The sequence below is a fragment of the Sphaerothrix gracilis Ecp01 genome, assembly GCF_030405905.1.
Taxonomy (GTDB): domain Bacteria; phylum Cyanobacteriota; class Cyanobacteriia; order Phormidesmidales; family Phormidesmidaceae; genus Sphaerothrix; species Sphaerothrix gracilis.
Map to the genome: position 1 here is coordinate 71,770 of NZ_JASATW010000023.1, position 24,957 is coordinate 96,726.

General features: G+C 47.2%; 20 protein-coding genes. 10 read left to right on the plus strand and 10 right to left on the minus strand.

The features are described from left to right. Nucleotides 1–7 precede the first annotated feature (7 nt). Together QJQ48_RS21465 and QJQ48_RS21470 are read left to right on the plus strand one after the other, a co-directional pair. On the plus strand, nt 8–1,078 hold the full coding sequence (locus tag QJQ48_RS21465) for a glucokinase (protein WP_346293295.1): 1,071 nt from the start codon (nt 8–10) through the stop codon (nt 1,076–1,078). Between the two features lie 113 nt (nt 1,079–1,191). Continuing rightward, complete coding sequence (locus QJQ48_RS21470) at nt 1,192–1,953, plus strand: YebC/PmpR family DNA-binding transcriptional regulator (RefSeq protein ID WP_346293296.1); 762 nt, start codon at nt 1,192–1,194, stop codon at nt 1,951–1,953. Here QJQ48_RS21470 and QJQ48_RS21475 read toward each other — a convergent pair. Further along, on the minus strand, nt 1,950–2,768 hold the full coding sequence (locus QJQ48_RS21475) for a serine/threonine protein kinase (RefSeq protein WP_346293297.1): 819 nt from the start codon (nt 2,766–2,768) through the stop codon (nt 1,950–1,952). The two genes, QJQ48_RS21470 and QJQ48_RS21475, sit on opposite strands and share 4 nt — an antisense overlap. A 205-nt stretch (nt 2,769–2,973) precedes the next feature. Between QJQ48_RS21475 and QJQ48_RS21480 the strand changes: the two genes are divergently transcribed. Continuing rightward, nucleotides 2,974–4,356, plus strand: coding sequence for a proton extrusion protein PcxA (locus QJQ48_RS21480; RefSeq protein ID WP_346293298.1), 1,383 nt, complete (start codon nt 2,974–2,976; stop codon nt 4,354–4,356). Here the strand turns inward: QJQ48_RS21480 and galE are convergent, their stop codons facing one another. Continuing rightward, nucleotides 4,357–5,346, minus strand: a complete 990-nt coding sequence (gene galE, locus QJQ48_RS21485) for a UDP-glucose 4-epimerase GalE (protein WP_346293299.1) — start codon at nt 5,344–5,346, stop codon at nt 4,357–4,359. It lies immediately after the preceding gene. A gap of 359 nt (nt 5,347–5,705) precedes the next feature. Here galE and QJQ48_RS21490 point away from each other — a divergent pair, with 359 nt between their 5' ends. Continuing rightward, on the plus strand, nt 5,706–6,704 hold the full coding sequence (locus QJQ48_RS21490) for a sulfotransferase (RefSeq protein ID WP_346293300.1): 999 nt from the start codon (nt 5,706–5,708) through the stop codon (nt 6,702–6,704). Nucleotides 6,705–6,766: 62 nt separating this feature from the next. Here QJQ48_RS21490 and QJQ48_RS21495 read toward each other — a convergent pair whose 3' ends face one another. The 6 genes from QJQ48_RS21495 to QJQ48_RS21520 form a co-directional block, all read right to left on the minus strand. Then, nucleotides 6,767–7,867: a glycosyltransferase family 61 protein gene (locus QJQ48_RS21495; RefSeq protein WP_346293301.1), complete on the minus strand. Its 1,101-nt coding sequence runs from the start codon at nt 7,865–7,867 to the stop codon at nt 6,767–6,769. A gap of 57 nt (nt 7,868–7,924) precedes the next feature. After that, a complete protein-coding gene (locus QJQ48_RS21500) occupies nt 7,925–9,736 on the minus strand; it encodes an ABC transporter ATP-binding protein (protein ID WP_346293302.1) in 1,812 nt (603 codons plus the stop codon). Between the two features lie 48 nt (nt 9,737–9,784). Beyond that, nucleotides 9,785–11,032: a glycosyltransferase gene (locus tag QJQ48_RS21505; RefSeq protein ID WP_346293303.1), complete on the minus strand. Its 1,248-nt coding sequence runs from the start codon at nt 11,030–11,032 to the stop codon at nt 9,785–9,787. A 55-nt stretch (nt 11,033–11,087) separates the two neighbouring features. Then, complete coding sequence (locus QJQ48_RS21510) at nt 11,088–12,080, minus strand: NAD-dependent epimerase/dehydratase family protein (RefSeq protein ID WP_346293304.1); 993 nt, start codon at nt 12,078–12,080, stop codon at nt 11,088–11,090. After that, entirely contained in the window at nt 12,077–13,138 is a 1,062-nt protein-coding gene (locus QJQ48_RS21515) for a Gfo/Idh/MocA family protein (RefSeq protein ID WP_346293305.1), read from the minus strand. The genes QJQ48_RS21510 and QJQ48_RS21515 overlap by 4 nt, the downstream gene beginning before the upstream one ends. A gap of 87 nt (nt 13,139–13,225) precedes the next feature. Further along, nucleotides 13,226–14,230 carry a glycosyltransferase family 2 protein gene (locus QJQ48_RS21520; RefSeq protein WP_346293306.1) on the minus strand — a complete coding sequence of 335 codons (1,005 nt, stop codon included), beginning with the start codon at nt 14,228–14,230 and terminating at the stop codon, nt 13,226–13,228. 437 nt (nt 14,231–14,667) lie between these two features. Between QJQ48_RS21520 and QJQ48_RS21525 the strand changes: the two genes are divergently transcribed. From QJQ48_RS21525 to QJQ48_RS21545, 5 genes are all read left to right on the plus strand, one after another. After that, complete coding sequence (locus QJQ48_RS21525) at nt 14,668–15,876, plus strand: glycosyltransferase (RefSeq protein ID WP_346293307.1); 1,209 nt, start codon at nt 14,668–14,670, stop codon at nt 15,874–15,876. Between the two features lie 43 nt (nt 15,877–15,919). Further along, nucleotides 15,920–16,777, plus strand: a complete 858-nt coding sequence (locus QJQ48_RS21530; protein ID WP_346293308.1) for a sulfotransferase family protein — start codon at nt 15,920–15,922, stop codon at nt 16,775–16,777. Nucleotides 16,778–16,904: 127 nt separating this feature from the next. Continuing rightward, a complete protein-coding gene (locus QJQ48_RS21535; RefSeq protein WP_346293309.1) occupies nt 16,905–18,101 on the plus strand; it encodes an O-antigen ligase family protein in 1,197 nt (398 codons plus the stop codon). Nucleotides 18,102–18,192: 91 nt separating this feature from the next. Beyond that, nucleotides 18,193–19,071 carry a sulfotransferase family protein gene (locus QJQ48_RS21540; RefSeq protein WP_346293310.1) on the plus strand — a complete coding sequence of 293 codons (879 nt, stop codon included), beginning with the start codon at nt 18,193–18,195 and terminating at the stop codon, nt 19,069–19,071. A gap of 73 nt (nt 19,072–19,144) precedes the next feature. Further along, a complete protein-coding gene (locus QJQ48_RS21545; RefSeq protein WP_346293311.1) occupies nt 19,145–20,197 on the plus strand; it encodes a sulfotransferase family protein in 1,053 nt (350 codons plus the stop codon). Between the two features lie 16 nt (nt 20,198–20,213). Here QJQ48_RS21545 and QJQ48_RS21550 read toward each other — a convergent pair whose 3' ends face one another. Together QJQ48_RS21550 and QJQ48_RS21555 are read right to left on the minus strand one after the other, a co-directional pair. Beyond that, on the minus strand, nt 20,214–23,120 hold the full coding sequence (locus QJQ48_RS21550; RefSeq protein ID WP_346293312.1) for a tetratricopeptide repeat protein: 2,907 nt from the start codon (nt 23,118–23,120) through the stop codon (nt 20,214–20,216). A gap of 6 nt (nt 23,121–23,126) precedes the next feature. Next, a complete protein-coding gene (locus QJQ48_RS21555) occupies nt 23,127–24,437 on the minus strand; it encodes an ATP-binding protein (RefSeq protein WP_346293313.1) in 1,311 nt (436 codons plus the stop codon). Nucleotides 24,438–24,837: 400 nt separating this feature from the next. Here QJQ48_RS21555 and QJQ48_RS21560 point away from each other — a divergent pair. Further along, nucleotides 24,838–24,957, plus strand: a 120-nt coding sequence (locus QJQ48_RS21560; protein WP_346293315.1) for an IS1/IS1595 family N-terminal zinc-binding domain-containing protein, incomplete at its 3' end; no start/stop codon positions are given.

Consider the following 24,957-nt stretch of genomic DNA (forward strand, 5'->3'; position numbering starts at 1 on the left):
CAAATTTATGACACAGCTTCTAGCCGGGGACATCGGTGGTACCAAAACCATTCTGCGTTTAGTTGAAACAAACCCAGACTGGGCCGCTAATCCCAAAGCCTCTAAACAGTCCGTTGCCGCGCTTTATGAAAATCGCTATGCCAGTGCTGACTTTCCCGATTTAGTCCCCATGGTGCAGCAGTTTCTGCAAGAAGCGGAAACAACGTATGGAGCGCAGCCCGCGCCAGCCGCCGCCTGCTTTGCTATTGCTGGCCCCGTAGTGGAAAATACCTCCAATCTCACCAATCTGGCCTGGTTTTTAGAGGGCGATCGCCTCCAGAGTGAACTCAATCTCAAACAGGTAGAGCTAATCAACGACTTTGAGGCCGTCGGCTACGGCATTTTGGGGCTGGAAGACGAAGACCTAGAAACGCTGCAAGATGGCGAACTCAAAACCCACGCGCCGGTCGCAGTGATTGGGGCCGGAACAGGTTTGGGCCAGGGTTTTTTGATCTATCAGGGAGAACACTATCGGGTATATCCCTCCGAAGGCGGACATGCCGATTTTGCCCCTCGCTCAGAGCTAGAATTTCAGCTTCAAAAGTATCTGCTCGATAAGCACAGTATTAGTCGGGTATCGGCTGAGCGCGTCGTGTCAGGGCAGGGAATTGCGGCGATCTATCAGTTTCTGCGCGATCGCCAGTTTGCTAGCGAGTCGGCTGCGGTAGCCGCCGCTATTACCACCTGGGAACGGGAGGCAGGCAAGCGGTCTAAGTCGGTAGATCCGGCCGCAGTCATTGCTAAGGCAGCGGCTGAACAGGGCGATCCTCTCGCTCAAAAAGCAATGGAAATCTTTGTGTCAGCCTACGGGGCCGAAGCCGGAAATTTGGCCCTCAAGCTCTTGCCCTATGGCGGTCTATATATTGCCGGTGGCATTGCCGCCAAGAATATTGCCCTGATGCGCACGGGCAGTTTTATCAGTGCTTTTGGGCATAAAGGCCGGGTGAGCAACCTGCTAGAAAAAGTACCCGTGCACGTCGTGCTGAACCCTGAGGTGGGGCTAATTGGGGCAGCCCTAAAAGCGGCTCGCTTTGGCTAAGCGGTTAGGTCGGCTGTTATGACTCGCTAGCGAGACAGCCCCGACTGAACAAAAGCGATCCCCTTCAGAATTGCTAAAATTGGCACTGGCTCAGCTTTGAAACAGCAACGGATATGGCAGGTCATAGTAAGTGGGCGAATATCAAGCGCCAAAAAGCCCGCGTCGATGCGGTGAAGGGCAAGGTCTTTGCCAAGCTCTCACGGGAGATCATTGTCGCTGCTCGCACGGGTGGCGCTGATCCCGAAGGCAACTTTCAGCTCCGAACAGCGATTGATAAGGCCAAGGCGGCTGGCGTGCCCAGTGACAATATCGACCGGGCGATCGCTAAAGGATCCGGTCAGCTTGAAGGAGACAGCGACAGTCTAGAAGCCATGCGCTACGAAGGCTACGGGCCAGGAGGCGTAGCGGTTTTAATTGAAGCACTCACCGATAACCGCAATCGCACTGCTGCCGACTTGCGGGCTGCATTTAGCAAAAATGGCGGCAACCTGGGGGAAACGGGCTGCGTAGGCTGGATGTTTGAGCAAAAAGGCGTCGTGGCTTTATGCGGGCCGCTAGACGAAGAAGCTTTGCTAGAGGCTTCTCTGGAGGGCGGAGCCGAAACCTACGAGCTAACCGAAATTGATGAAACGGCAGGGGCTGAAGTTTTTTGTGCCCCCGGATCTTTGGAAAAACTGAGCCAAAGGCTGCGGCAAAGTTATGCTGTCTCTGATGTGGAACTACGCTGGATTCCAGGCAATACCCTGACGGTAGATGACCCCGATCAGGCGCGATCGCTGCTGAAGATGATGGATGCCTTAGAAGATCTAGACGATGTGCAGACGGTAACGGCTAACTTTGAGCTGACCGCCGCCGCGATGTCCGCTGCTGCCTAGCACTGATCAGCGCGAATAGACTGTAAAGCCGCTAAGGCTTCAGCCGCTGACGACCAGCGCTGATTCAGGGTGGGAGCTACCATACGCTCTAGCCAGTTGGCGAAGTCAGAACTGAGAGTGACGATGGACGTAAATTCAATTTTCATCCCGACCTGGAGATCTGTCGGATGCTGCTCCGTCATCGCCGCAATCAAAGTGGCTCCTAGACTGTAGAGATCAGAAACGGTCATCGCTCGCCCGCCACTCTGCTCCGGCGGCACATAGCCGTCTAAGCCAACTTTAGTAAACGCCGTACTCCCCGGCGTCAAAGACTTGACCGAGCCAAAATCTATCAAATAGACCTGCGGCCAGCCACCAGCCGCATCTTTCTCTAGTAGGATATTACTGGGGCGAATATCCCGGTGTACGATGGGGGGGCTGTGCTGATGCAAGTAGACTAGAACTTCTAGTACTTTCTCAGCCACATACTGAGCTTCCGCTTCCTTAAGCCTGCGACCCTGCTGCAGGTTTTTGGCCAAGGAAATGCCTCTGACATAGCTGTGCACTAACGCCAGAGCTTTGCCATCTCTGGGCAGCGTAATTTCAAAATAATCTAGGTGTCGAGGTGTTCCTGGATGATCAATTTGCTGAAGGGCTTCGATTTCTCGCTTGAAGAGTTTCAGGTCAGTAGGCTGCAGATCGTCATCAATAAAGAGCAGTTTTAGAATTACAGGCACCTGATCTTGCAGATCTCGCGCTGCAAACGTCCAGCGTCCGGATTTTTTACCGAGCTGCTTCTCTAGTTCATAGCGATCGCCTAAGATTTGCCCCGCCATAATGTCCTAATCACTCCATCCATAAATCACAGCAAATTGCAGAGGGATCAAGGGAACAATACCCCCAATTAAATCTCTGAGTTATTTGGTTCTATCACAGGCACTCACGAGTTGGACAAGTTTCATACCAGCATAAGACGACAACGACTAAACTTGTCTTACACTCCAAGCACAGGCTCCGTTAAGAAAAGTATCCCTGACACCGATGAAGGCAGTTTTTCGTAGGGCGCGACAATGGTTTACTAAGACTCCAGAACGAGCGCTAGATCAGGCGTACGAAGCTGCGCTAATGATTAAAACGCTGGAAGATCAGTATTTCGATGGCAATCCCATCTCAGCTAGCAGCGGGGCCTACAGTCAAAGCGCTCGCAGCTACTTTCAAGCAGAGCTAAAAAAATATCTCAAGCTGATTGAGATGCGAATGGCGGAATTCCGCAGCAGCAGCTTTGTCTTACGGACCTTTGATCCGGGCGTTATGGATGTGCAGGTACAGACTTCGGTCGACAACGGCTACAGCGAACTGATTGACAAACCTGCCATCTTTTTCAGGAAACTGCAGTTTGTAGATGACACCCTAGCCCGCTATCAGCCAAAACCGGAGACTGAGTCGGCCCTAGTCGCTCTCAATACATCGCAAAATAATGGACGAAACGGCCAGCAGTCCCGTGAGGATCTAGCCTTAGCTGAGCAGCAGATGTCCTCGGCCCGAAAAGCACAGTCTACAGAGGCGATCGCTCAAACCGCCAAGTTTGAAAAAGATGAGATTGATCCGCCGACGCGGGATGCGCTCTCAGATCGGGCCAGCTTCCTGCCGCGATCCATTCTGCGTACGGTTGACCGGATCAAGCAGGATCTCGATCCCAAGGCTGAAGTTGAAGTTGTCAGAAACTTTCGCACTTCTAAAGTTAAAACAACCGTTGCTCTCAAGTTTATTCTCCTCCTGGTAATCGTGCCGCTGTTGACCCAGCAGGCCAGCAAAAATTTTGTGGTGGGTCCCGCTGTTAGCTGGCTGCGGTCAGAAGCCGACGCAGACGCCTTTTTGAACATGGAAATGGAAGAAGAGGCTCTGCATGAGCTGGCTCGATTTGAGGAACGCCTGCGCTTTGAAGTCATCATTGGTAAAGCACCCCGCCTGCCAGAGCTGGAAATTGAAAAAACGGTGCAGGAAAAGGCGCTCGAAATTGAAGAAGTTTATCGTCGCCGCAGCGCCGAGGCGATCAAAAATGTTTTTGCCGATATCCTAGCGGCGGCGGCCTTTGTGATTTTGCTCATTAACAGCAAACGCGAAGTGGCCATGCTGAAGTCGTTTATTGACGAAATCGTTTACGGTCTTAGCGACAGCGCCAAAGCCTTCATCATTATTCTCTTCACCGACATGTTCGTCGGTTTCCACTCGCCTCACGGCTGGGAGATTCTGCTGGAGAGCCTATCGCGTCACTTGGGCCTGCCTGCCAACCGCGATTTTATCTTTCTCTTTATCGCCACGTTTCCCGTCATCCTAGATACGGTCTTCAAGTACTGGATTTTCCGCTACCTCAACCGGATTTCGCCTTCTGCTGTAGCCACTTACCGCAATATGAACGAATAGCTAGCGGTGACGCTGCTGGTGCCACTGCCAGGCATGAGCGATCATGTCTTCAAGCGCAGCATACTGCGGCTGCCAGCCCAGCTTAGTTCGCGCCTTGTCGCTGCTGCCCACCAAAACAGCCGGATCTCCAGGGCGGCGATCGCGTAGTTCTACCTTAAAGTCTCGCTCCGTTACCTGCTTAGCGGCTTCAATCACCTGTTTTACTGAAAAGCCATTGCCATTGCCTAAGTTGAAGGCATCACTCTGGCCTTGCTCTAGCAGGTACTTGACGCCCAGCACATGAGCCTGAGCCAGATCGCTGACGTGGATATAATCGCGTACACAGGTGCCATCAGGCGTAGGATAGTCTGTCCCAAAAATTGAGATAGAGTCGCGCTTGCCCAATGCCGTCAGCAGCACCAGCGGAATCAAATGCGTCTCAGGATTGTGATCTTCTCCCTGTTTACCAGCGGGATCGGCCCCAGCCGCGTTGAAGTAGCGAAAACAAACTGACTTCAAACCATAGGCCGTATCGAAGTCTGCCAGTATTTTTTCAACCATCAGCTTAGTCATGCCGTAGGGACTGATAGGCGACTGAGGATGATCTTCTGTTAGAGGAATCTGCTGGGGCGGCCCGTAGGTTGCACAGGTCGAGGAAAAAACTAGTTTTTTGACTCCCGCTGCCACCATTGCTTCTAATAAGGTCAGAGTACCTGCGACATTGTTGCGGTAGTATTTGGCCGGATTGGTTACCGATTCGCCCACAAACATGTAAGCCGCAAAGTGCATCACCGCATCAATATGATGTGACTCAAACAGGCGATCCAACAAAGCGCGATCGCTGATATCGCCTTCAATTAGCTGAGCCTGCAACACCTCTTCCACAATTTCTCGATGACCATAGACCAAATTGTCTAAAACGAGAACATCGTAGCCTGCCACCTGCAAAGCTTTCACCGCATGAGAGCCGATGTATCCTGCACCACCTGTAACCAAAACAGACTTAGACATATTACAAAAGCGGAAAACATTTAAGTTGGCTTTAAGTTTTTAGAAAACATACACTTATTATTGTGGAATTTATCAAAAATGTATTATTAGAAGCTCAAGCTCTCACAAAATAAGAACTGACATTAAGATATAATGAATCAGGAACAAATAACAGTATATGAACTTCTCTTCGTAAATAATCTTTGGCTCAAAGAGCGAACTTATAGTGCTTTAATTCAAGAGTAAATTCCATAAAATTCTCATAGAATCAATCAACACTCACACAAAGTAAACACAGCTTATATATTTTTCATAAAAGCTGTGTATCAAACATGTTTCTCTTCATCTATTTCTAAAAGACTTTCAATATTAACTTACCTATGCAAAATTCGACTCAGGCTAAGCAAATTATTATTACCGGAAGAGGTCGATCGGGAACCAACTGGCTAATGGACACCTTAGATGCTAGCCCTTTGACTCACTGTCGTAGTGAACCGTACGTCAACCCTGCATCCCCATTGAGCCACCTAACTAGAGTTTGGGAAACAGGTAAAGCAGATTCAGAGATTGCGAGCAAGTGGGACAATATTGTTCACTTGCTCGCATTGCGAATGAGTGTGCGTGATCACCATTTCAAGCATCCAAAGTTCTACATCCGCCCACTAGCCCAACACCTAAAACTACCTTATTTACTCTCACGACCAAAGTTACGCAAAACGCTTGGTATTTTCATGCCAAGCCTACGAGGCATCGAATGGAAAATCCCTACATGGATCGCAAGTCAAAGTGACTTAGAAGACGCCTATACAGTTCTCAAAGTGAATTTTGATGCCTTTATTATTCAGTGGATCCTAGAGAACCGCACCCATGCTTCTGTTTTGCATATTGTTCGCCATCCCGGAGGACGACTAAACTCATGGATGAATCGATTCCTAAGTAGTTCTGATGCAGAGCATGTTTTAAACGACTACAAGAAAAAACTCAAGAATATTTCAGATTTCGATGAATCGTTCTCTCAAAAGATTGGCAATATTGATTCTTTAAGTCTAATTCAAGCAGAGCTTTGGATGTGGCGGTATATCAATGAATCTATCTATTTAGCTGCAAACATGTATCCAAACTACAGACTTGTCGTATATGAAGATTTTGCGGAAAATCCAGTTCAATATGCAAAAGAGCTGTACGAGCACTGTTCGCTTCCTTGGAATGAGCAAATAGAAAAAACTATTTCTGATAGCGTACAAGATTCAGTTTGGGGAAGAATTCCAGGCACTTCTAAAGACGTCGCTAATGCATGGAAGCAAAAGCTAAATCCTGAGTATGCACAGACCGTTAGTAAAGTTTTACAAGATAGCCTAATGCAAGACTGGTGGGACTGATCTGCTAAACTGTCAAACCATATAGTTGCAGTTGCCTAACGTCGCAAAATCTTCAACTACAACTATAGCCAGTCAGAAAGCATTTCTAATATTTTTTCAACGTCTACTTCAAAGTCAACTCTATTATGAGGTGCTTCAATTTCGGCAGACCAATATTTGTAGTTATGGTTTAAGGACTTGCACAAGTAATAAAAGGTTGGTGTAATAATATTTCGTGGATGGAGTTCTAAAACCGATGCCCGATCGGCAAAAACTAAATTAGCTAATCCTGCACCATGAGAACCAACTATAATTTCGGAATCGTAAAATAAGCTGATTTGTTCTTCAAAAGACAAATCTTCTAGCAAGTATTTTTTAAATCCATATTTGGATAGTGAATCCATTAATGAATCTTCGTTCAGAATATGTCGTCCTCGACCCTTAGACAAAGTAGAAGAACATTTTGCCCTTGAAATAAGACTGCGTCTATTTCTAAGACTAGGGCGCTGCGGTAAAAGCTTAGCTTTTAGCTCGTCTACATACGGTCTAGGTAAATAGCCACAACTCCTTTTAGTAGCAAAGGAGGGCAACAAAGCCTTTTCTAAATGGTAAACTTGGTTCTCATCTACAACAAGTGGTTTTGAGTTTTTGGGTGCTAAGTTAGCTATACTAATTTTTTCAAAAGGCTGAATAGCTTTAGGGCATAAAAGCTTTATTTCATCTAAATCTTTATATTTAGATTCATTTAGTAAGAATAATCGAGGTGGCTCAACAATTAATGTATGATAATAGCCTGACCGATTAGAGTGAAAAACACAAGAATAGCCAGGGATTGTTTCAACAGATTTGCTTAAAAGCTTTTTCAATCTCAGCAGGCTTGAATCTTCACCAATGATTAAAGACTCTGCTATTATCTCTCTCGACGGAGTAACTAAAACATTCTCTTTTGGAAAATACAATACATTCTCTATTAAAGAAATAGATAGTTCAGGAGTTTCGTAGGCTTTACCTTTTAACAAAACCTCTCCTGGGTAGGTAAAAGCATGCATATCCAGGGTTTCAGGAGTCTCTACAGTCTCCGAGCCGAAAAGATTTACCGTTTCATGTTCTACATTATCTAAATCTTTTAACGCTCTTTTTTTACCTATAAAAAGCCGAGCAAATTTCTTTAAATAAGACTTCATTATACTTGTTTTCTATCTAGAATAAAAAGGCAGCTACTCTTTTCACAGGCTTAATACTTAACTACGACCAACAACCGCCTCAAAAGTTCCAGCTTTAATGATTTTACCTTTTTCCATCAGATAAACCGAATTGCACTTCTCCACAGTAGATAAGCGATGGGCAATGATGATTAAGGTTTTGTTGCCGCTCAGTCGATTGATAGAATCACTAATTAGTTTTTCGGTTTCGTTATCTAGTGCCGAAGTTGCTTCATCTAAAACAAGTATCTCTCTTTCGTGATAAAGTGCGCGAGCAATTCCAATACGCTGTCGCTGTCCACCAGATAATCGAACACCCCGCTCACCCACACTAGTCGCAATTCCATCAGGCAGCTCTTTAACTAGTTCTTCTAATTGAGCCATCTGAATAGCTTTCCACAACCTATTCTGATCAATCTGATGGTAGGGCACACCAAAGGCAATATTATGCTCGATAGTGTCGTCAAGTAAAAAGATAGATTGAGGAATATATCCCAATAAATTCTGCCAAGCACGAATATTTTGATAAATAGAAGTGCCGTCTACTAAAATATCGCCAGACTGAGGAGTAAGAAGTCCTAAAATAACGTCTACAACAGTTGTTTTGCCAGCACCAGATTTGCCGACAAAAGCAATCGATTCCCCTTTGTTAATTTTAAGTGATAAGTCAGTTACAGCAGCCTCGTCTGAGTTTGGATAAAAATAAGTGATATTCTCTATTTTCAGATTATTTTCAAAAGGAAGAATGCTTTCTTTTTTAAAGGATGCAATAGATAATTTATCTGCCGCTTCATGGCCGCCTTTTGACTTAGCGTCTAACTTCTTATATCCGGACTGCTCTATTTCCTTTAAATCAAAATAAAGCATGTCAATCGCATAGCCTGATTTTCTTAGCTTGGCAAAGGATTGCATCACCAAGCTAATTGATGGAATTAGTCGCATAGCAGCAACAGCAAAAACGCCCATGCTAGCTATGAAATTCTCAAAGTTCCTTTCAAAAGAAAGTAAAACAATGCAAGTTAAAGCAATGAGAAATGTAATCAATACAGCTTCAACTACTGTCCGGGGAAGAAGCTGAAGCGAGTTTGAGAACGTTGCAGCTTTGGCATAAGACGCAGAATATTGATCAATCTCTTCTTCAAAGTACTGTTCGCATCCAATGACGCGCGTTTCTTTTAAGCCTCCAAGGGAATGATTCAAGGTACGAATCATTCCTTGCTGAGCCTCAGACATTTCTTGGCCCCATTTCCGAAAACTCTTGCTTAAAATAAAAAACAGCAAAACAACAGGAAACAGTACAGCCAGAATTAGCGTGAGCAGAATCGAATCTGTAATAAATAAAACTACAATTAAAGATGTTACGACAATTAAATTAGAAACAATTTCTAACAGCGGTAATAAGCATAAGTTGCAGAATTGATTAGTTTCTAAAACCGTTGTTTTAATAATAGTAGCCGTATTTTTGTTGAGGTGAAAAGTATAGGGAACTTTGAGATAGGTTTTAAGCAATCTTGAAACCAATATTTTTTTCTGGTCAAAACTATACTGAAACGTATAAAACTTGCCAGCAAAATAGGCAATTGCTTTGACAAAAAACAGGATTATAATTATGAAACCAACGAAGGCAACAAAATTACGTTCAGAGCCAAATTGACTAAGCTCAAAAATCTGTGATAGCGTATCTGTTTCTCGAACTATCTCTGGATTAGAAGCAATAGATAGAAAAGGGCCAATCAAACCAATGCCAAAAGCTTCTAGCATTGATGTCGCTATGAACACGAGAATCAAAGTTAAGAGGCTTTTTTTGCGATCGCCCAAGATGTATAAAACTTTAGTCAGAAAATCCTTCATGAAATAACCTAGCGCCTCAGAGTTTCAGATTAAAAGCCCAACTTCTCACTACGAACTGAGAGTCCCAAAAGCTTGAATAGGCGTCTGTATCGTTTTACGTAAGCGTGAGTCCATCACCTGCTTAAATTTTTTGGCTTCGCTGCTAATGCTGAACTCAGCTTCTATCTTTTGGCGTCCGCGCCTTCCCATTTCCTGCCGCCTGTCTGCGTCCTGAAGCAAAACCTCGATTTTTTCCCGCAGGGAAGCCGTATTGCCAGGGGGAACCAAGTAACCACTATAGCCATCGTCCACAAGCTCACTAATGCCTGCAATCCGGGTGGCAATGACAGGGATCTGAGTAGCCATTGCTTCCATCAGCACGACGGGAACCCCCTCGGCAAAGCTAGGTAAGACAAAAATATCGGTTTGTTTCAAGTACTCACGTACCGACGACTGGGATTGATAGCCTACAAACTCGACTATCTTTTGCAGTCCTAACTGTTTTACCTGGTCTTCCAGACTGGCTCGATCTTCACCATCTCCAACAACCGTCAGATGTAGGTTGGCATACGTATTCTTGAGTTCTACCAGGCTCTTCAGCAAAATAGGAAAGCCTTTCATCGCCGCCAAGCGACCCACATAAAGCAGTTCAACCTTGTCAGTCGAGCTAGCGGTAGGTTCAAACAGACTCAAATCAACACCGCAGTGAATAATATGCATCTTGTCCCAGGTTTCTACTGGAGCAAACAGCATGGCTTGGCTGCGGCAAAAATGGCTAATGCAGTTAACAAACAGAGCCTGTTTGATTTTCTGATCGAGCCTCCAGCGATAAGGCTCGAAAAAAATGTGGGGGCCATGCAGCGTGAAGCTAAAGGTAAATCCCCCTAGCTGAGCCGCTAGCATCGCCACCGTGCAGCTCGAGTTTGCCAGGTGATTGTGCAGATGCTGGATCGAAAGGCGGTTGATCCGCGCTGCTAAGATGCCCGCTTCAGCAAAGTAAAAAAGCTGATAGATGGCTCCCTTAATTCCAGGCTGGCAGGTTTTGAGGGCGAGAGATAGAGCTTTGAAATAGCGTAGGGGCGAACCTAGCAGCAGCGCAATGTGAGCTAATAAAAGCTCTAACAAGTTTGCAGGCAACAGGTAAAGCGTGCGATCGCGTTCCTCTCGCTGCTCTTGGCCGACCAAATGAGCTTCGTCAGGTCTGCGAATAGAGAAGGTTTGAATCTCTAAACCCAATGCTCTGAGCGCAGCGACTTCACGCTGAATAAAGGTATCAGTTGCTCGCGGATATTCACCTGTCAGATAGGCAATGCGCATAAAAAGTTAAAAGTTTGTCAGTGAGATTGATTCGCCGCCTTCACGGGCTAAGCGTTTAGCTATTTTGCAGACTGCGAGCGATCGCCTCATCTAGGGCATACCTAGGAGACCATCCCAATAGCTGCTTGGCCCTTTGATTACTATAGCGGTGAGGTCTAAAGCGCCCGTGTAGCTTAGCAGGTACGAGCAGTCCGGGGAGCCTCGCCTGCCCCTGCAGGAACTTTTGGTTCACAAACCACGCCGTTCCGGCCAATAACCGCATAAAGCCCCAGTTAACAGGCACTACCTTGGGCGGACTTGGATCTTTCTGTAGCAAGGCTTGAGCAAAGCCTCTTTTGGTCGGTAGATTATCGTCTACGATATTGATGGTTTGCCCTATGGCTTCATTTTTCACCGCCGCCATCACAATCGCTTCAGCACAGTTTTCTACATAGGTTAGCGGCATCCGTCCTGACGAGCCAATCCGTAGAAAGCGACTACCGAACTCTGCTCCCAGGCAGGGATTCCAGAGATTATCGGGTCCGTAGACCATCCCTGGTCTGATAATTGTGACCTGCCCAGAGTTATGCTTTTGAAACTCTCGGACTAGCTTTTCCTGGATCAGCTTGGTTTGAGCATAGCCATCGCGATCATCCGGCTCATCCTCAATCGGCGCATTTTCGTCCAGTAAGGCTCCTTGGGGCAGTTCCAGATAGTCATAGACGGAGAACGTGCTGATCGCAACCAGCCGCTTGACGTTTACCTCTGACATCGCACTGAGCAGATTTTCCGTCGCCATCACGGTGCCAGCAAACTGTTCGTAGAAATCGCCGCCTTTAACCGCGGCCAGATGAATGACCACATCGCATCCGGCTACCGCCTCAGTCAGACCACGCCGCTGGCGCAGGTCTAAGCGAACTAGCTCAACGGCTGCATGGTTGTGCCAGCTCAGCCGGGTTTCATCTGTTTTAGGTCGAATCATCGCTGCCACCTGATGACCCTGCTGCAGCGCTGCAGTGACAACAGCTCGACCTAAAAAACCGGAGGCACCAGTAATTAAAAGCTTCATAACTGATTATTGTCTACTAGCAATGCTTCAACTAAACGACTGGGACGAGCCATATGATCAAAGCCGATGGGAGGCGCGTTACCATCACAAATGGCCCGATAGGTTTGATCTAAAAGCCGATGTAGCCCTTCGTATGGCGTTTTCTGCATAACTTTGCGCCTAAAGTTGCGAACGCTAGCGCTGATAAACTCGCGTCCTGTCAGAAAATGATTGACCAAAGGCGTTAATTGTTTACCAGCACTGCGAGGTTTGACGCAGCGTAGGTAAGGCTGAAACAAATCGGTTTCAGCATAGCCGTTGGAACCCCGGACACAGAGATAAAAGCAGTCTGGTTGGGTACGGCAGCTAAAGCGAATACGGCTGTGGAGAGTGTCACTAATCAGGAGCGCGTCAAGATCGTCATATTTAAACAGATCCCCCCCGCCATGATTACTCCAGGCAGCGCTAATGCGGTCAAAGCTAGCTTCCGGAGCAAAGGCAAAGACTAAATAGCAGAGGTGAGTAATGAAGTCGTGAATTACACCAGCAGGTAGTTTGTGAACTGGGCTAGGCAAATTCTCGTCAGCATAGCGCCCGCCACCCCGGATATCTAAGGCTAATCGCACTTCTATTTCTTGGACATCGCCCAGTTCTCCTGCCGCAATCAGGCGCTGAATTTCTAGAATGGGCTGGTTGAAGCGATAGTTCTGGTCTTCAATCAGGTAGCGATCGCACTGCTGGGCCAGTTCCCACAAATCCTTGAAGTCGTCATAGCCCAGCGTGATGGGTTTCTCGCAAATAACGTGAGCGCCAGCTTTGAGGCAATCACTGGCCATGCTTTTATGAAGCTGAGGCGGTGTCAAGATGTGGACCACATCTGGTTTTGCCGTCGCCAGCATTTCCCGATAGTCCGTGAAAGCCGCCGCCGCTTGAAACTGCTCGGCTGCGTAATCGGCCGCCGCCGGAGATAAATCGCAAACCCCTACTAGCTCAGAGAGTTCGGAGGTCTTGAGAAAGGAAAGGTGCTCTTTGGAAATTAAACCAGTCCCGATGACTGCAGCTCTTAAGGTTGCTGCCATTATTGAATAACTCCAGAACAACTTTTAGATAACTTAATCACTATAGATTTACGCTTTAGGCTTCCCAAATTTTGCTTAGACAACCTTTCAACTAGCGGCAGCCTTATACTCAATCAGAGTCGCCTGCTTGCCTCGCCACTTGTTTAGGATATATTTCATCTGTCCTAAGACCTGCGGAAATTTAGAGAGTACGCAATAGAAGCTATAGAGTCTTGCTTGGGCAGGCAAATCCCCATAGCCCCGGCGATACTGATAAATGCGCCATGCTAGCAGCGGGTACGCTAGCCCTAGCAGTAGGCTGACACCTGAAGTTGGCCAGGCCAGGCCCAACGACAACAAGGGAATAAGTGCGCCCCAAAGCCAGCCGCTTCTAGCTTGACGAATCATATACTGTTCGGGAGAATTTCCGTACATGCTCTTACCTTCTGCGATCGCCCATCCCCCTCGCACAGACCGCCGCCACCACTGGCTAAACTTCAGCATGGCCGCGTCGTGTAAAGTCATATCAGCATCGATGCGCAAAATTTTCCATTCTTGCTGCCGCAGGCGAATACACATCTCTGGCTCCTCGCCGCAAATCAGAGTGGGATTGTAGCCACCAACTGTTTGAATAGCTGCGGTTCGCATCAGAGCATCTCCACCACAGAAATCCGCTTCTCCCACAGGCGTATTCCACTCCATATCTGCTAGCTGATTATAAGGAGAAGCTTGAGGAAACCGTTCCCGTCGCCGACCACAGACAATAGCCACTTCATGCCGATGAGACAGTGCCTCTACGGCCTGCTCTAACCACCCTGGCAGCAGCTCACAATCCCCGTCAATGAACTGGACGTAGCTCAGGGATGGAAAGTTGCTGACTAAGTAGTCAAAGCCGGCATTACGCCCCCTCGCCATCGTGAAGGGTTGAGACATATCTAGCTCAATGACGTGTGCCCCCAGTGATTTGGCTGCTGCTACACTGCCATCGGTTGAGCCAGAATCTACATACACGGTAGGAAGCCGCTCAGATAGCTGCGTAGAAAGCGACTTGAGGCAGCGGATCAGTCGGTCTCCCTCGTTTCGGCCAATGACGACAACACCAACAGAACTCATAGAAAATACGGAATCCACATGAAGTTAGCTAAAACTACCCTTAGCCTATATGTAAGCTAACGGCATATTTGAAGCCCATCCGAACTACTGTTTAATCTTCACTGAGTCTTTAACTAAAGCAACAGTAAATCCAGTTAGAGCGGGAACATAACCTGTGCCATCAGAATCTTTTCCTGTAGGCATTCGCAGTCTTTCAGGTTGAGCAAAAACACTTCTTTGCCATTTTTTTATAATCTTGAAATCGGGAGGGAATAATGGCTATGTTACCAATGCGCTTGTGATTGCCTTTCATAAGGAAAAATCATCTTCTGGGAAAATCTGCATCCGTCTTACGGAGTAGAATCAGAAAATTGACTACTTATAGTGCAGTTTTATAGTGCAGTTTCGCAATTTAATGTTTTATCAGTTTTACAAAGAGTTCAGGCTAGCTCTAAAAGATGGATTCTAAATCAAAACGACTTTTGATTGTCCTGTATGCCGGAGACTATCGGGAAGCTTACTACCGACTAGCTAATGGGCAGAGTGAAACTTACCATGCTCATCGCTATGCCATTGAGTCAATTTCTAAGCTTGGCAAGCAAATTGATGAAGCTGCTGTTTTGTGCTGCTATTCAAAAGAACCCTACAACGAACTTGTCGAACCAGGATTTCGCGTCATTGGCACAGGGTTCGATCGGAATCAGGCAGCTAAGCACTTGATCAAGTTTATCGCCGATCAACGTCCAACTCACTTAGTTGTCCGTGCCCCGATTAAAGAAATTCTTCAGTGGGGTATTGCTCATGGCATTCATACCATCACGCTCTTAGCAGATTCCTTTCAAAATCAAAGCCTGAAACACAAATTTAGAAATTTTCAGCTTGCTCGGCTATTAAACAATCCGCAGATTGAATGGGTTGGCAATCATGGCGTAAATGCCTGCCAAAACTTACAACAGATTGGCGTCAAACCTAGCAAAATTGTTCCTTGGGATTGGGTTTACAGCATTACACCTAGCCACTACACGGCTAAGCATCTGCCTCAAAGGCAAAAGCCCTGGGAACTGGTCTACGTTGGCTCAATTAGCGAGGCTAAGGGAGTTAGCGACCTGATTGAAGCAGTCAGCATCCTTAAGCAACAGGGAGTTGCTGCAAAACTCAAGATTGCGGGTAAAGGAAATCTGACCCCGTTTCATCAACAAATATCTAAGCTGAATCTTGAAGCAGAAGTATCGTTTTTGGGCTTAGTTGCTCACAACTCGGTTATTGACTTAATGAGAAATTCCGACTTTGTATTGGTGCCTAGCCGCCCAGAATACCCGGAAGGATTTCCTTTAACTATTTATGAAGGGTTTTGCTCCCGTACGCCGATTATTGCCTCAGATCATCCTATGTTCCGTCACAACCTGGTACATCAGGAAAATGCCATGATCTATGCTGCTGCAAAGCCTCAAGCGCTAGCAAAAGCGGTTACGACCTTGATCAACAATCCAGATCTTTATCATCAACTCTCAAAAAATTCAGAACAGGCTTGGCAAGCATTACAGGTTCCAGTTAAATGGGCAGACTTGATTCAGCAATGGTTAATGCCGGCTCCAGATTTAGGAGAAAAATGGATTCAAAAGCACTGTCTTAGCTCATACTCCTATAGAAAGACTAAAAAGACTTAACTTTAAATATTTTCAATCCCCTTTCAAACTTTAGGAGAAGTGTATGAAACCTAACTTTTTAATCATCGGTGCTTCTAAGTGTGCGACCACGTCAATTAGCAATCTATTGGCTCAGCATCCAGAAATTTTTGTGATCAGCAAGGAAACAAGATTTTTTTCGGAAGATCAAATTTTTGCCAAAGGCACTGACTGGTATGAGTCGCTTTACAAAGACGGTGAGGCATACAAAGCTAGGGGAGATAGAAACAATCTTTACACAATGAAGGAAGTATTTCCTGATACGGTTGAAAGAATTTTTGCGTATAATCCAGATTTTAAGTTAATTTACTGCGTTCGCAATCCGATTCACAGAATTGAATCCTATTGGCTGCAAATTCGTTCTCACGGCGGGGAAGATGTTCACTATGACTTCAACGAAGCCGTCCACTTAAACAGAGAGTGGCTGGTAGATGCTTCTAACTACTGGCAGCAAATCAACGCTTTCAGAAAGTACTTTTCAGATGATCAGATTATGATTGTCTTTTACGAAGACTTCAGAAAAAGCAATCAAGGCGTCCTTAAAGAATGCTATAAGTTTCTGGAAGTCGATCCCCACTTTTCTTTTTCTCAAGAGCAAATTCACTTGAATCCTTCCGCTGGTAAAAAAATACCGTCAAGTGCCCTGTCCAAGCTACGTCAATATCCTCTGCTTCGCACTGGCGCTAAAATAATTCCTCCCTCTATTCGTAAACCTTTGAAACAGAAGCTTTTCTTCAAATCTTCTACCGGAAAACCGACTTGGAAGCCAGAAACGCTAGAATGGGCACTTAAAGAGATTTCAGAAGATACTAATAAATTTTTGGAATTTTATGGTAAAAGCGATCGCTTTTGGGATTTAAAAGCAGTTGATGTCTTGAAATAGCGGCTTATTTGAAGACTTAATGTCGAAAGTCTCAAGTTTAGTCAATAAGACAAACTTCTTAATAATATTTACTAAAAATGCTGCTTAAATATTTCCGAATACATCGTATGAGTATAAATTTGAGCTTATGAAAATTGATCTTGAACGAATAGAAAAAATTCTTTCAGGATTGATGCTTCTGTTTTTTACAGGTGGTCTTTCCCCCTTTTTACCAGGTTCTGCTCTTTCATTAATTAGATATAGCGTTCCTGTTTTCTTTGCTTTTTTATTAATAGCTAGAACTTCGTTAACAATTCGCTCTATAAAACGAGGCTTCTTTATTTGGCTGCTTATTCTGCTAGCAGTCGCCTCATTCTTGTGGTCGGAAATTCCGGCAATTACAGCTGGTTCTATCAGATCTGAGCTGATTCCAATGACGATCTTTAGCTTATACTTTGCCTCTCGCTTCACCGTGAAAGAGCAGCTCAAGATTGTCGCTGTCACCCTCGGAACAGGTGCTCTATTGAGCCTTTTTGTTGTCGTCACGAATCCTGGAATTGGCGTCCATCTCGACGGTAAACACGCAGGAGCTTGGAAGGGAATATACGGTAACAAAAATGGCTTCTCTGCGCACATGGCCCTGACGCTAGTGAGCTTTTTTGTATTGACGGTAAGCAATGCTAATAAGGCAGAAGCCTGGCTTGGCCGTATAGGAGTTTTAGTCTCAATTGCGCTGATTATTTTATCAACTTCGAAGACGGGTCTAATTGTATTTATTGTTGTTTTGCTAATACTTTCTATTTATAGATTTTATCGCTGGAAGGGCAAGCAAACAGTTTTGTTGCTGGATATAGGAACTATGTTCGCCGCAGGGATTACTGTGGTAATGACTAGCTTTTGGAATACGATTCTGTTTAGTTTAGGACGAGATCCTACCTTGTCAGGGCGTACGCTGATTTGGGAAGCAGCCCGGGAGAAAATCGCGGCTAATCCCCTGTTGGGCTACGGCAGGATGGCCTTCTGGGCACCCGGAAGCCCTCATGCCGTTTATGTTGGCTCTAATGTTTCACGCAATTATATTCCATCTCACGCTCATAATGGTTTCTATGATTTAGCACTCTCTCTAGGTCTTATTGGACTTGGTTTATTTTTTATTGGCTTTCTCATAACTTATGCCCATGCTTTAAAAAGAGCCTATGCGGCAAGTTCACCTGAAAGTTTTTGGCCGTTGGCATTTTTGACACTACTGCTGATGTATAACATGACTGAAAGTACTCTTATGAGATCTGTAAATATATACTGGGTTCTCTATGTGGCAACAGTTTTATCGGTCAAGCTGAGATAAAAATATAAAAAACGTTTTTAACCAGAGAATTGTTTAACCCAAAACAAACTTTGGTTTTTTGCTATGAATATACTTTCTTCTTGCAAGGGAAATGAATACTATTAAGCCTGACTTTATCATTATCGGTGCTATGAAGTGTGCAACGACAACGCTTCATGAGCAGCTAGTAGCTCAGCCTCACATTTTTATGTCAACTCCTAAGGAGCCGAACTTTTTTAGTGACGATAGTGAATATGATAAAGGAATTGACTGGTATTCCAGTCTGTTCGCCGAGGCTAAAGCTGAAGATCTCTGCGGCGAGGCTAGCACTCACTATACTAAGTTACCAACTTATCCCCAAGCGGTTGAACGCCTTAAATCTCATGTGCCCGATGCCAAGCTAATTTATATGATGCGGCATCCGGTTGATCGGCTTGTTTCCCACTACATCCATGAGTGGACACAACGGGTAATTTCAACGGATATCAACTCGGCACTTAGCACTCACCCAGAACTAATTGCCTATAGCCAATACAGCTATCAGCTCCAGCCGTTTTTCGAGGCTTTTGGTAGAGAGCAAGTTTTGCCGGTTTTCTTTGAACGGTTCTGTGTTCATCCGCAATCAGAATTGGAGCGTATTTGCAGATTTATTGGCTATCCGGGACATCCTGTTTGGCAAGACGAGTTCGAGCGAGGTAATGCGTCAACGGAAAGACTGCGACGCAGCGCTTGGCGGGACTTGCTGGTTGAAGCTCCCGTGCTCAAACAAATTCGTAAACAGTTTGTGCCCAAGGAGTTTCGCAACTGGATCAAAAGCTGGTGGACCTTAAAGGAAAAACCGCAGCTTTCTGCAGATAATCTAGCGCTCTTAAAAGAAAAATTTGATCCCGACCTCAATATATTAGGAAATTGGCTAGGCTGGGAACTAGACTACGACAATTTCAAGGAAACTGTTAGAGATCGGGTGCCTGCTTGGGAAATCTCCGAGTAATAGATAGACAACCTAATTCTATTGGTCATCTTATCATATGTACATTTGACTAAGATTTTTTCTACTTAGCTATATGCATAACTCTTCTAGTAGCTTAGAAACGGTTATAAAAAGCACTGCGCGGGTTGTTGGCCATTCGACTGCGCCCGTTATCGTTGTGGGTCTGCCCAGGAGCGGTTCATCTTATTTGGCCCATGTCCTGTCTTGTTTAGATGACTGGTTCGTATTTGATGATTTGTATCCCTATCAGAAAGCGGCTGCTTTAGGAATTTCTACTTCCTCGAACCTGGCTGAGAATCAGCAACTGCTTGAAAAGCTGATCAACTCACTGACCTGGCAGTTGCGAGCAAAAATTAAGTTTGAGGAAAATTTCTATATTCCTGAGTTAAGCCTAGAAGATACGTTTGATATGGAGCGATCGCTCCTGCAAGCGTTAAATACTAATCCGCTTACTTGGTCTCAGGTGTTGGAAGAATGGATGATGCGGCTGGCGCGGCACTGCGGCAAACATCGTTGGGGCTACAAAACGCCGCAGGACTTTATGCATATGGATGAGCTAACTGACACCTTTCCAGGCGTAAAGTTCATCTATATTTTGCGAGATCCGCGCAAGATGATGCGCTCCTTCAAGGGCCTGCCTCGCGTCAAAACCCACGGTAGCCAAGACGGGGAATCGCGTCAGTATCACCCCGTTGTTTATTCTCTGTACTGGAAAAAGGCTTATGAGAAGGTGCAAGACTTTATTCAACGAGGACGGGCGCCGGTTGAAGTTGTCAAGTTTGAAGACCTGGTGAAAACGCCTGAGGCTGTAGCCGATCGCTTAGCGGCTTTTCTAGACACTCAAGTGTGCGGGCAAGTTGCCTTAGACAAGCGGAATTCTTCGTTTAAGGGAAGTTCTTCTAAAGAACTGACTCAAACTGAGATGATGATTTGCGAGCGGATTGCGGGTTCCTGTATGCGGTCAGCCGGTTATGAGCTACATCATCCGCGTCCCAACGGTTTGGACATTATAGATTTGCTAAACACATCAGCGATTTTTACCACCTATCAGGTTCAACGGCTAGTCACGGATAAGCGAGCAAGAGCCTCAATTCTGACTTTTCTTCAGAGTTTGTTGGGCAAGTAAATCTGTCGTGAGCGGCTTACGGCTGCATTAAGGCTTCGTCAATCACCAGCAGCAGCAGAAAAAGAGCGATCGCCACCAAAACTGAAGCTGTCCGCCGCGCAAACCCTAGGCGCTGCTCCAATAGCTTGTTTTTCTCTGCCAATAGGGCAGCAGCTTGCTCTTGGGCCGCTTTGGTGGCCTCTCTAGCGGCTTCTAACTGCTTGACTAAATCGGGGGCTTGCTCTTGCCGGACAAAGCGAACGAGATAATCGTGAACGAGCTGGTAGCGATCGCCCGTTTGCTCAGGAATTTCAAAAACCAGGCCCGATCCCACTAGAATTGCCAGCACCAGAGTGAGTTGTGGGAGGGTAAAGTCCATGCTCAGCAGCGTCAATTCTTCGGCTAATTCTTCCTGGGTTTTAAGAGGGCGGTAGAGGCGATTGTCTGCGTCTTCATCCGTGAGCAGATACAGCACTATCCAGGCCAGGTTCTTATTGGGCGGGCCGCAGTCGCTGACAACGCTGTCAAGAAACTGCTGTACCAGCCTTTGCTTCGGCTGATCGCCAAGCTGACGATATTGGCTCAGGGAATCAATGCCTTCTCGCTGTAGTTCTGCTCCCACGACCTGTAGCTCGATGGGTCGGACTTCCCCTGTTTCAGCGGCCAAATCTGCGACTAAAGCCGCAATTAAGTCACCCGGCAGGTAGTACTGAGCGCTGGCTGTCAGTTGACGAATGACCTGCTCCGCTCCGGCCATAGAAAAGTTGCCCAGTCCATAGCGAATCTCTCGGCCTAGAATATCGTTGTCAATTGCGCTGAGATCCACCAGCCGCTCAATCTCTAGCAAATAGTGTAGGTAGTCTTCCCGCAGCGCTAGCACCACTTTGACAAATGGCAGCTCTAAACAATGCTGAAAGAACTGGTAGAATCGCCGCCGCTCTTTTAGCTCCGGCCACTCAAAAAAGAATTCCTCAAACTGATCAAAGATGAGGATAACAAGCTGATTTTGCTCTACCGCCAACGCAATCAAGCGCTCCAGTCTTGGCTCTACCGCCTCTCCCTCAACTTTTTCCGTTTTTGCCGCTGCGCCCGCCCGATTCTCTAGTATCGTGGCGATCGCCGTTTCCCAGCTGCCATAAACCTGCAGCAAAACAGGCACGACTGTGCGTCCCTCCGGCGTTTCTTGCCGTAGCGCCGGGACTAAGCCCGCATTCAGAATAGAGCTTTTACCCACGCCGGAATCGCCGTGAATAACAATGAGCTGATAGCGCGGCAAGCTCAGGCGATCGACCAAAGCCCGCACGTCCTGCTCCCGACCGGAGGCCGTAATTTCAGAAGCAACAATGGCGTGTGTCTCCTCATCTAGCGGCGCGGTAGAGGCGGTAAGCTGATGCGGCTGAACAGCACTGGCTCCGACAAAAGCTCTCAGGTTGAACTGATATTCGGTCTTGCGTAGCCCTTGTTTGATCTGGAAAGCTGCTAAATATTGGCCTTGCTCAAAGTAGTGATGAATGAGCTCATTGAGAATTTGCAGATACAGCATTAAATCGAGGTTGGGATCGCTTTGGGCGCGAGCCGTCTCTAAGTGAGCGATCGCTTTCTCTGGCGCTGCCGTATGCATCATGGCTTCACCCAGCAGAAAATGGTACCAGCCCTTTTGAAACTTTTGAGCGATCGCTAAGGCCGATCCCCGGTCGGATTTCTCAACGGACTCTACCTGTGCCACCAGATCTAAGGCCCGCTGTGCCTCTGCCTGAGCCGTTGTCCAATCGCCCTGTCTTAAGGCAATTTCTGACAAATAGCCGCGATCGCGGGCGAGCCGAATCCAGTCTTGAGCCTGCTGATGTAGCGGCAGCGCTTCCGCCACGACCGCGCTCAGTGCTGGCCAGTCGCCCTGTTTTTGCAAGACCTCTGCCAGCGCGTGAATAAACTGCGCCACCCGCTGAGACTGTTCCTGCTGTCGAAAAATGGCTAAACACTGCTCAAAATAATGGCGGGCCTGCCCCAGCGCTGCCTCGTAGGCCGATCGCTGCAATACCCCGTAGCTGCGCCACCAAATTCCTAAATAAAAGAGCAAAACCGCTGCGCGATCGCAATAGGCAGTCAACAATGCGGGTTCAGAACCGCTTTCAGCCTCTTTCGCCACTTGCCCTTGATTGTTGCTATTTTCCTGATCCTCCCGGCTTTCCCCTTTCTTTTCTTGCCAAAATTGCAAACTACGCTCATAGCGCGATCGCGCCGCTTCCATCTCTAATTGGGCGTGCGCTTCCCGACCCCGCACAAAGTCTAGACACGCCTGCAGGACAGGATCAAGGGTACGGCCAGCAGTGGCTAAATCATTCAGGGCAAATTCAAGTTCGCTGCTGAGTTGGGAGTCACTCTGCAAAGCAATTGCCGTATTCGGTAAGGCGCGATCGCTCTGGGTTTGCAGCGTTTGGGCAAAAAGCTGATCGGCGCTTTGGTGCAGCAGGGAAATTAAGACATGAGCCGGATAGTCAAAACTACCAGGGCGCGTGGCATAGGTCACAAAGTCAGGCGCGTAGCGACTAAACTGCTGCAGACTGTATTCATTCAGCCAGAGCACAATGGGAAACTGGAACTGGCGAAAGTTGTCGCGCACCAGATTGTCCTGAGCCAGAACTGCCGGTAGTTGACTCACCTGATCTAGCCCCGTAATCAGCAAAACGCTAGGCGGAGCCGAGACTTTGAGCTGTTGGCTGATAGCCTGATAGAGCGAGGATATCTGAGTCTGGAGGTGCAGCACTTGGGCGTTAGCTAGCCGCTGCTGCAGGGACTCAGTCAGCAAATCCTGCAGGCGCTGATAGTTGCAGGGGGCAAACAGCAGATAAAAAGAATCTCTACCCAAGGCGATCGCCCGCTGCAAATTTTCTAAGCTCTCCTGGTTGTGAGCCAAAATCGCTTCAGTCAAGTCTTTGGGCGTCATTCTAGACTACTCCTGAGACCTCTGGCGCTGCCCCGCTTTAAATTTTTCGGTTTCGGCCAGCAGCGGATTGGCGTTGAACCACTGGCCGATTTCATCGCGATATTCATAGACCAGCAGATTGCGCAGCAGGGCGTTATAGTCTTCGTCACCCTGCACGCTGAGCTGCTGCACCGCCCGCAGCAGCAGCGCCCACTCAGGCTCCTCCACGATTCTAGCCAGGAAGTCCCGTTCGTCTCGAATCACAGTTTCAAGGGTTTGGCGGGAGAGGGGCGGATTTTGCCGCTGCAGACAGCCTACCAGTAGCCGCAGCAGGGTTCGCATATGTCCGCCGCTAATATCACAGAGGCGATCGAGCGTAGCGCTGTGATCAAACAGCTCTGTAATCTGCTCTAACCGAGCAGACTCACTCAAATCAGGGAAGGCGCGAGCAAGAATGACCTGCCGCATCAGGACTAATCCCGGCTCAAACAGCTCTCCCTGCCGCGTTCTGACCGGCACCATCGGCAATACCTTCAGGCCAATGCCAAAACGGTTGAGCAGACGCGGCTGATCGTTGGAAAACACGAGGGCCAGCGGAATAGTATAGACCACATGGCAGGCTAGCCGCTTAAGCTGATCGCCGCGATCGACAAAGATATAGGCGGGCTGAGTGCGATCGCCCACTTTGCGGGTGCTATCAATGCGATCGAGATTGTCCACAATCACAGCGAGTCCCTGCTTGCCCTGCTGCTTGAGCCGTTCGGTACCCGGCACGATAATTTCCTGATTAATGGCATCGATAATGCTTTTAGTGCGAGGTTCCAGAAAATTTTGCAGCTTGCTCAGAAGCTCGTTACTTTCTTTGGCTCTGGCGGTGATGGAAGCAATTCCCATAGAAACGCTAATGTCAGAAACCTCAATCGGCGTGTTGAGAATGCGAGAAATTTCCCGCAGTAGGTTTTGAAAATAGGAAGGTCGCAGTTGAATCTGCACCGCTTCTAAGCTGGCAGCAATGCGGCGGGCAATCACCAGCATGATATTGGTGATGTCAATGTTGCCCATCTCTAAGTCTTGGTCTGACTCAAAATAGACCACATGAAATCCAGCCGTTTCTAGACCTGACTTCAGCCGAAACAGCTCCGTTGATTTGCCAGAACCAATGTGGCCGGTAAAAAGCTGAGTGGTGGGCTGATTGGGCGAGAGCAGCACCACGGTCCGCTCTAGCTCCCGAATGATATCGCCCCCGCGTACGCTAGAGCAGTCAATGTAGTAGCGGGGATCGGTAATGGGCTGGCTGGGATTTGAGGCCCGGTAAAAGCGGCCTACGTCAATCGGCATGGTAAATCGCCGTCAATCAAGAGCAGGAGGGATAAAGTTCTGGTGCGCCTATCAGCAGCCAACGTCTTGCCTGATCAATACGGGCTATTATGAGCCGATAATCTGATGTCGATGGGGATAGACGGTGCTCCTTTGCCTATCCTACAAGCTACTGCGATCGCGGCAGACGTTAAGATATCGATTTAGTGCGGTGTTGCAATGGTTCTAGCATTGGCTTGGCCGACTGCCCTGTTAACTAATGATATTTAGCTAGCGAAAAATTCTCAGGAGCAAATTGTGTGAGCTGGTTCCTACTTGCAAGCTGCACCGCTTTTTTTGAAGCCAGCAAAGATATTTTGGTAGTGCCCCAGGGGTAATGATGTGTTTGTTAAGGTGATCAAGAAGAAACCCTTGACGACTCATGCCGACCTGCCCTGAGTGCCAAGCCACTTATATCGTCAAAAACGGCCACATCCATACGGGTAAGCAACGCTATCTCTGCCGCCAATGCGGCTACCAGTTCGTTGAGGAGCCGACGGAT

What these genes read in the sequence shown, in the direction of transcription:
- QJQ48_RS21465 (WP_346293295.1), top strand. Translation starts at nt 8, where the DNA reads ATGACACAGCTTCTAGCCGGGGACATCGGTGGTACCAAAACCATTCTG.
- QJQ48_RS21470 (WP_346293296.1), top strand. Translation starts at nt 1,192, where the DNA reads ATGGCAGGTCATAGTAAGTGGGCGAATATCAAGCGCCAAAAAGCCCGC.
- QJQ48_RS21475 (WP_346293297.1), bottom strand. Translation starts at nt 2,768, where the DNA reads ATGGCGGGGCAAATCTTAGGCGATCGCTATGAACTAGAGAAGCAGCTC.
- QJQ48_RS21480 (WP_346293298.1), top strand. Translation starts at nt 2,974, where the DNA reads ATGAAGGCAGTTTTTCGTAGGGCGCGACAATGGTTTACTAAGACTCCA.
- galE (WP_346293299.1), bottom strand. Translation starts at nt 5,346, where the DNA reads ATGTCTAAGTCTGTTTTGGTTACAGGTGGTGCAGGATACATCGGCTCT.
- QJQ48_RS21490 (WP_346293300.1), top strand. Translation starts at nt 5,706, where the DNA reads ATGCAAAATTCGACTCAGGCTAAGCAAATTATTATTACCGGAAGAGGT.
- QJQ48_RS21495 (WP_346293301.1), bottom strand. Translation starts at nt 7,867, where the DNA reads ATGAAGTCTTATTTAAAGAAATTTGCTCGGCTTTTTATAGGTAAAAAA.
- QJQ48_RS21500 (WP_346293302.1), bottom strand. Translation starts at nt 9,736, where the DNA reads ATGAAGGATTTTCTGACTAAAGTTTTATACATCTTGGGCGATCGCAAA.
- QJQ48_RS21505 (WP_346293303.1), bottom strand. Translation starts at nt 11,032, where the DNA reads ATGCGCATTGCCTATCTGACAGGTGAATATCCGCGAGCAACTGATACC.
- QJQ48_RS21510 (WP_346293304.1), bottom strand. Translation starts at nt 12,080, where the DNA reads ATGAAGCTTTTAATTACTGGTGCCTCCGGTTTTTTAGGTCGAGCTGTT.
- QJQ48_RS21515 (WP_346293305.1), bottom strand. Translation starts at nt 13,138, where the DNA reads ATGGCAGCAACCTTAAGAGCTGCAGTCATCGGGACTGGTTTAATTTCC.
- QJQ48_RS21520 (WP_346293306.1), bottom strand. Translation starts at nt 14,230, where the DNA reads ATGAGTTCTGTTGGTGTTGTCGTCATTGGCCGAAACGAGGGAGACCGA.
- QJQ48_RS21525 (WP_346293307.1), top strand. Translation starts at nt 14,668, where the DNA reads ATGGATTCTAAATCAAAACGACTTTTGATTGTCCTGTATGCCGGAGAC.
- QJQ48_RS21530 (WP_346293308.1), top strand. Translation starts at nt 15,920, where the DNA reads ATGAAACCTAACTTTTTAATCATCGGTGCTTCTAAGTGTGCGACCACG.
- QJQ48_RS21535 (WP_346293309.1), top strand. Translation starts at nt 16,905, where the DNA reads ATGAAAATTGATCTTGAACGAATAGAAAAAATTCTTTCAGGATTGATG.
- QJQ48_RS21540 (WP_346293310.1), top strand. Translation starts at nt 18,193, where the DNA reads ATGAATACTATTAAGCCTGACTTTATCATTATCGGTGCTATGAAGTGT.
- QJQ48_RS21545 (WP_346293311.1), top strand. Translation starts at nt 19,145, where the DNA reads ATGCATAACTCTTCTAGTAGCTTAGAAACGGTTATAAAAAGCACTGCG.
- QJQ48_RS21550 (WP_346293312.1), bottom strand. Translation starts at nt 23,120, where the DNA reads ATGACGCCCAAAGACTTGACTGAAGCGATTTTGGCTCACAACCAGGAG.
- QJQ48_RS21555 (WP_346293313.1), bottom strand. Translation starts at nt 24,437, where the DNA reads ATGCCGATTGACGTAGGCCGCTTTTACCGGGCCTCAAATCCCAGCCAG.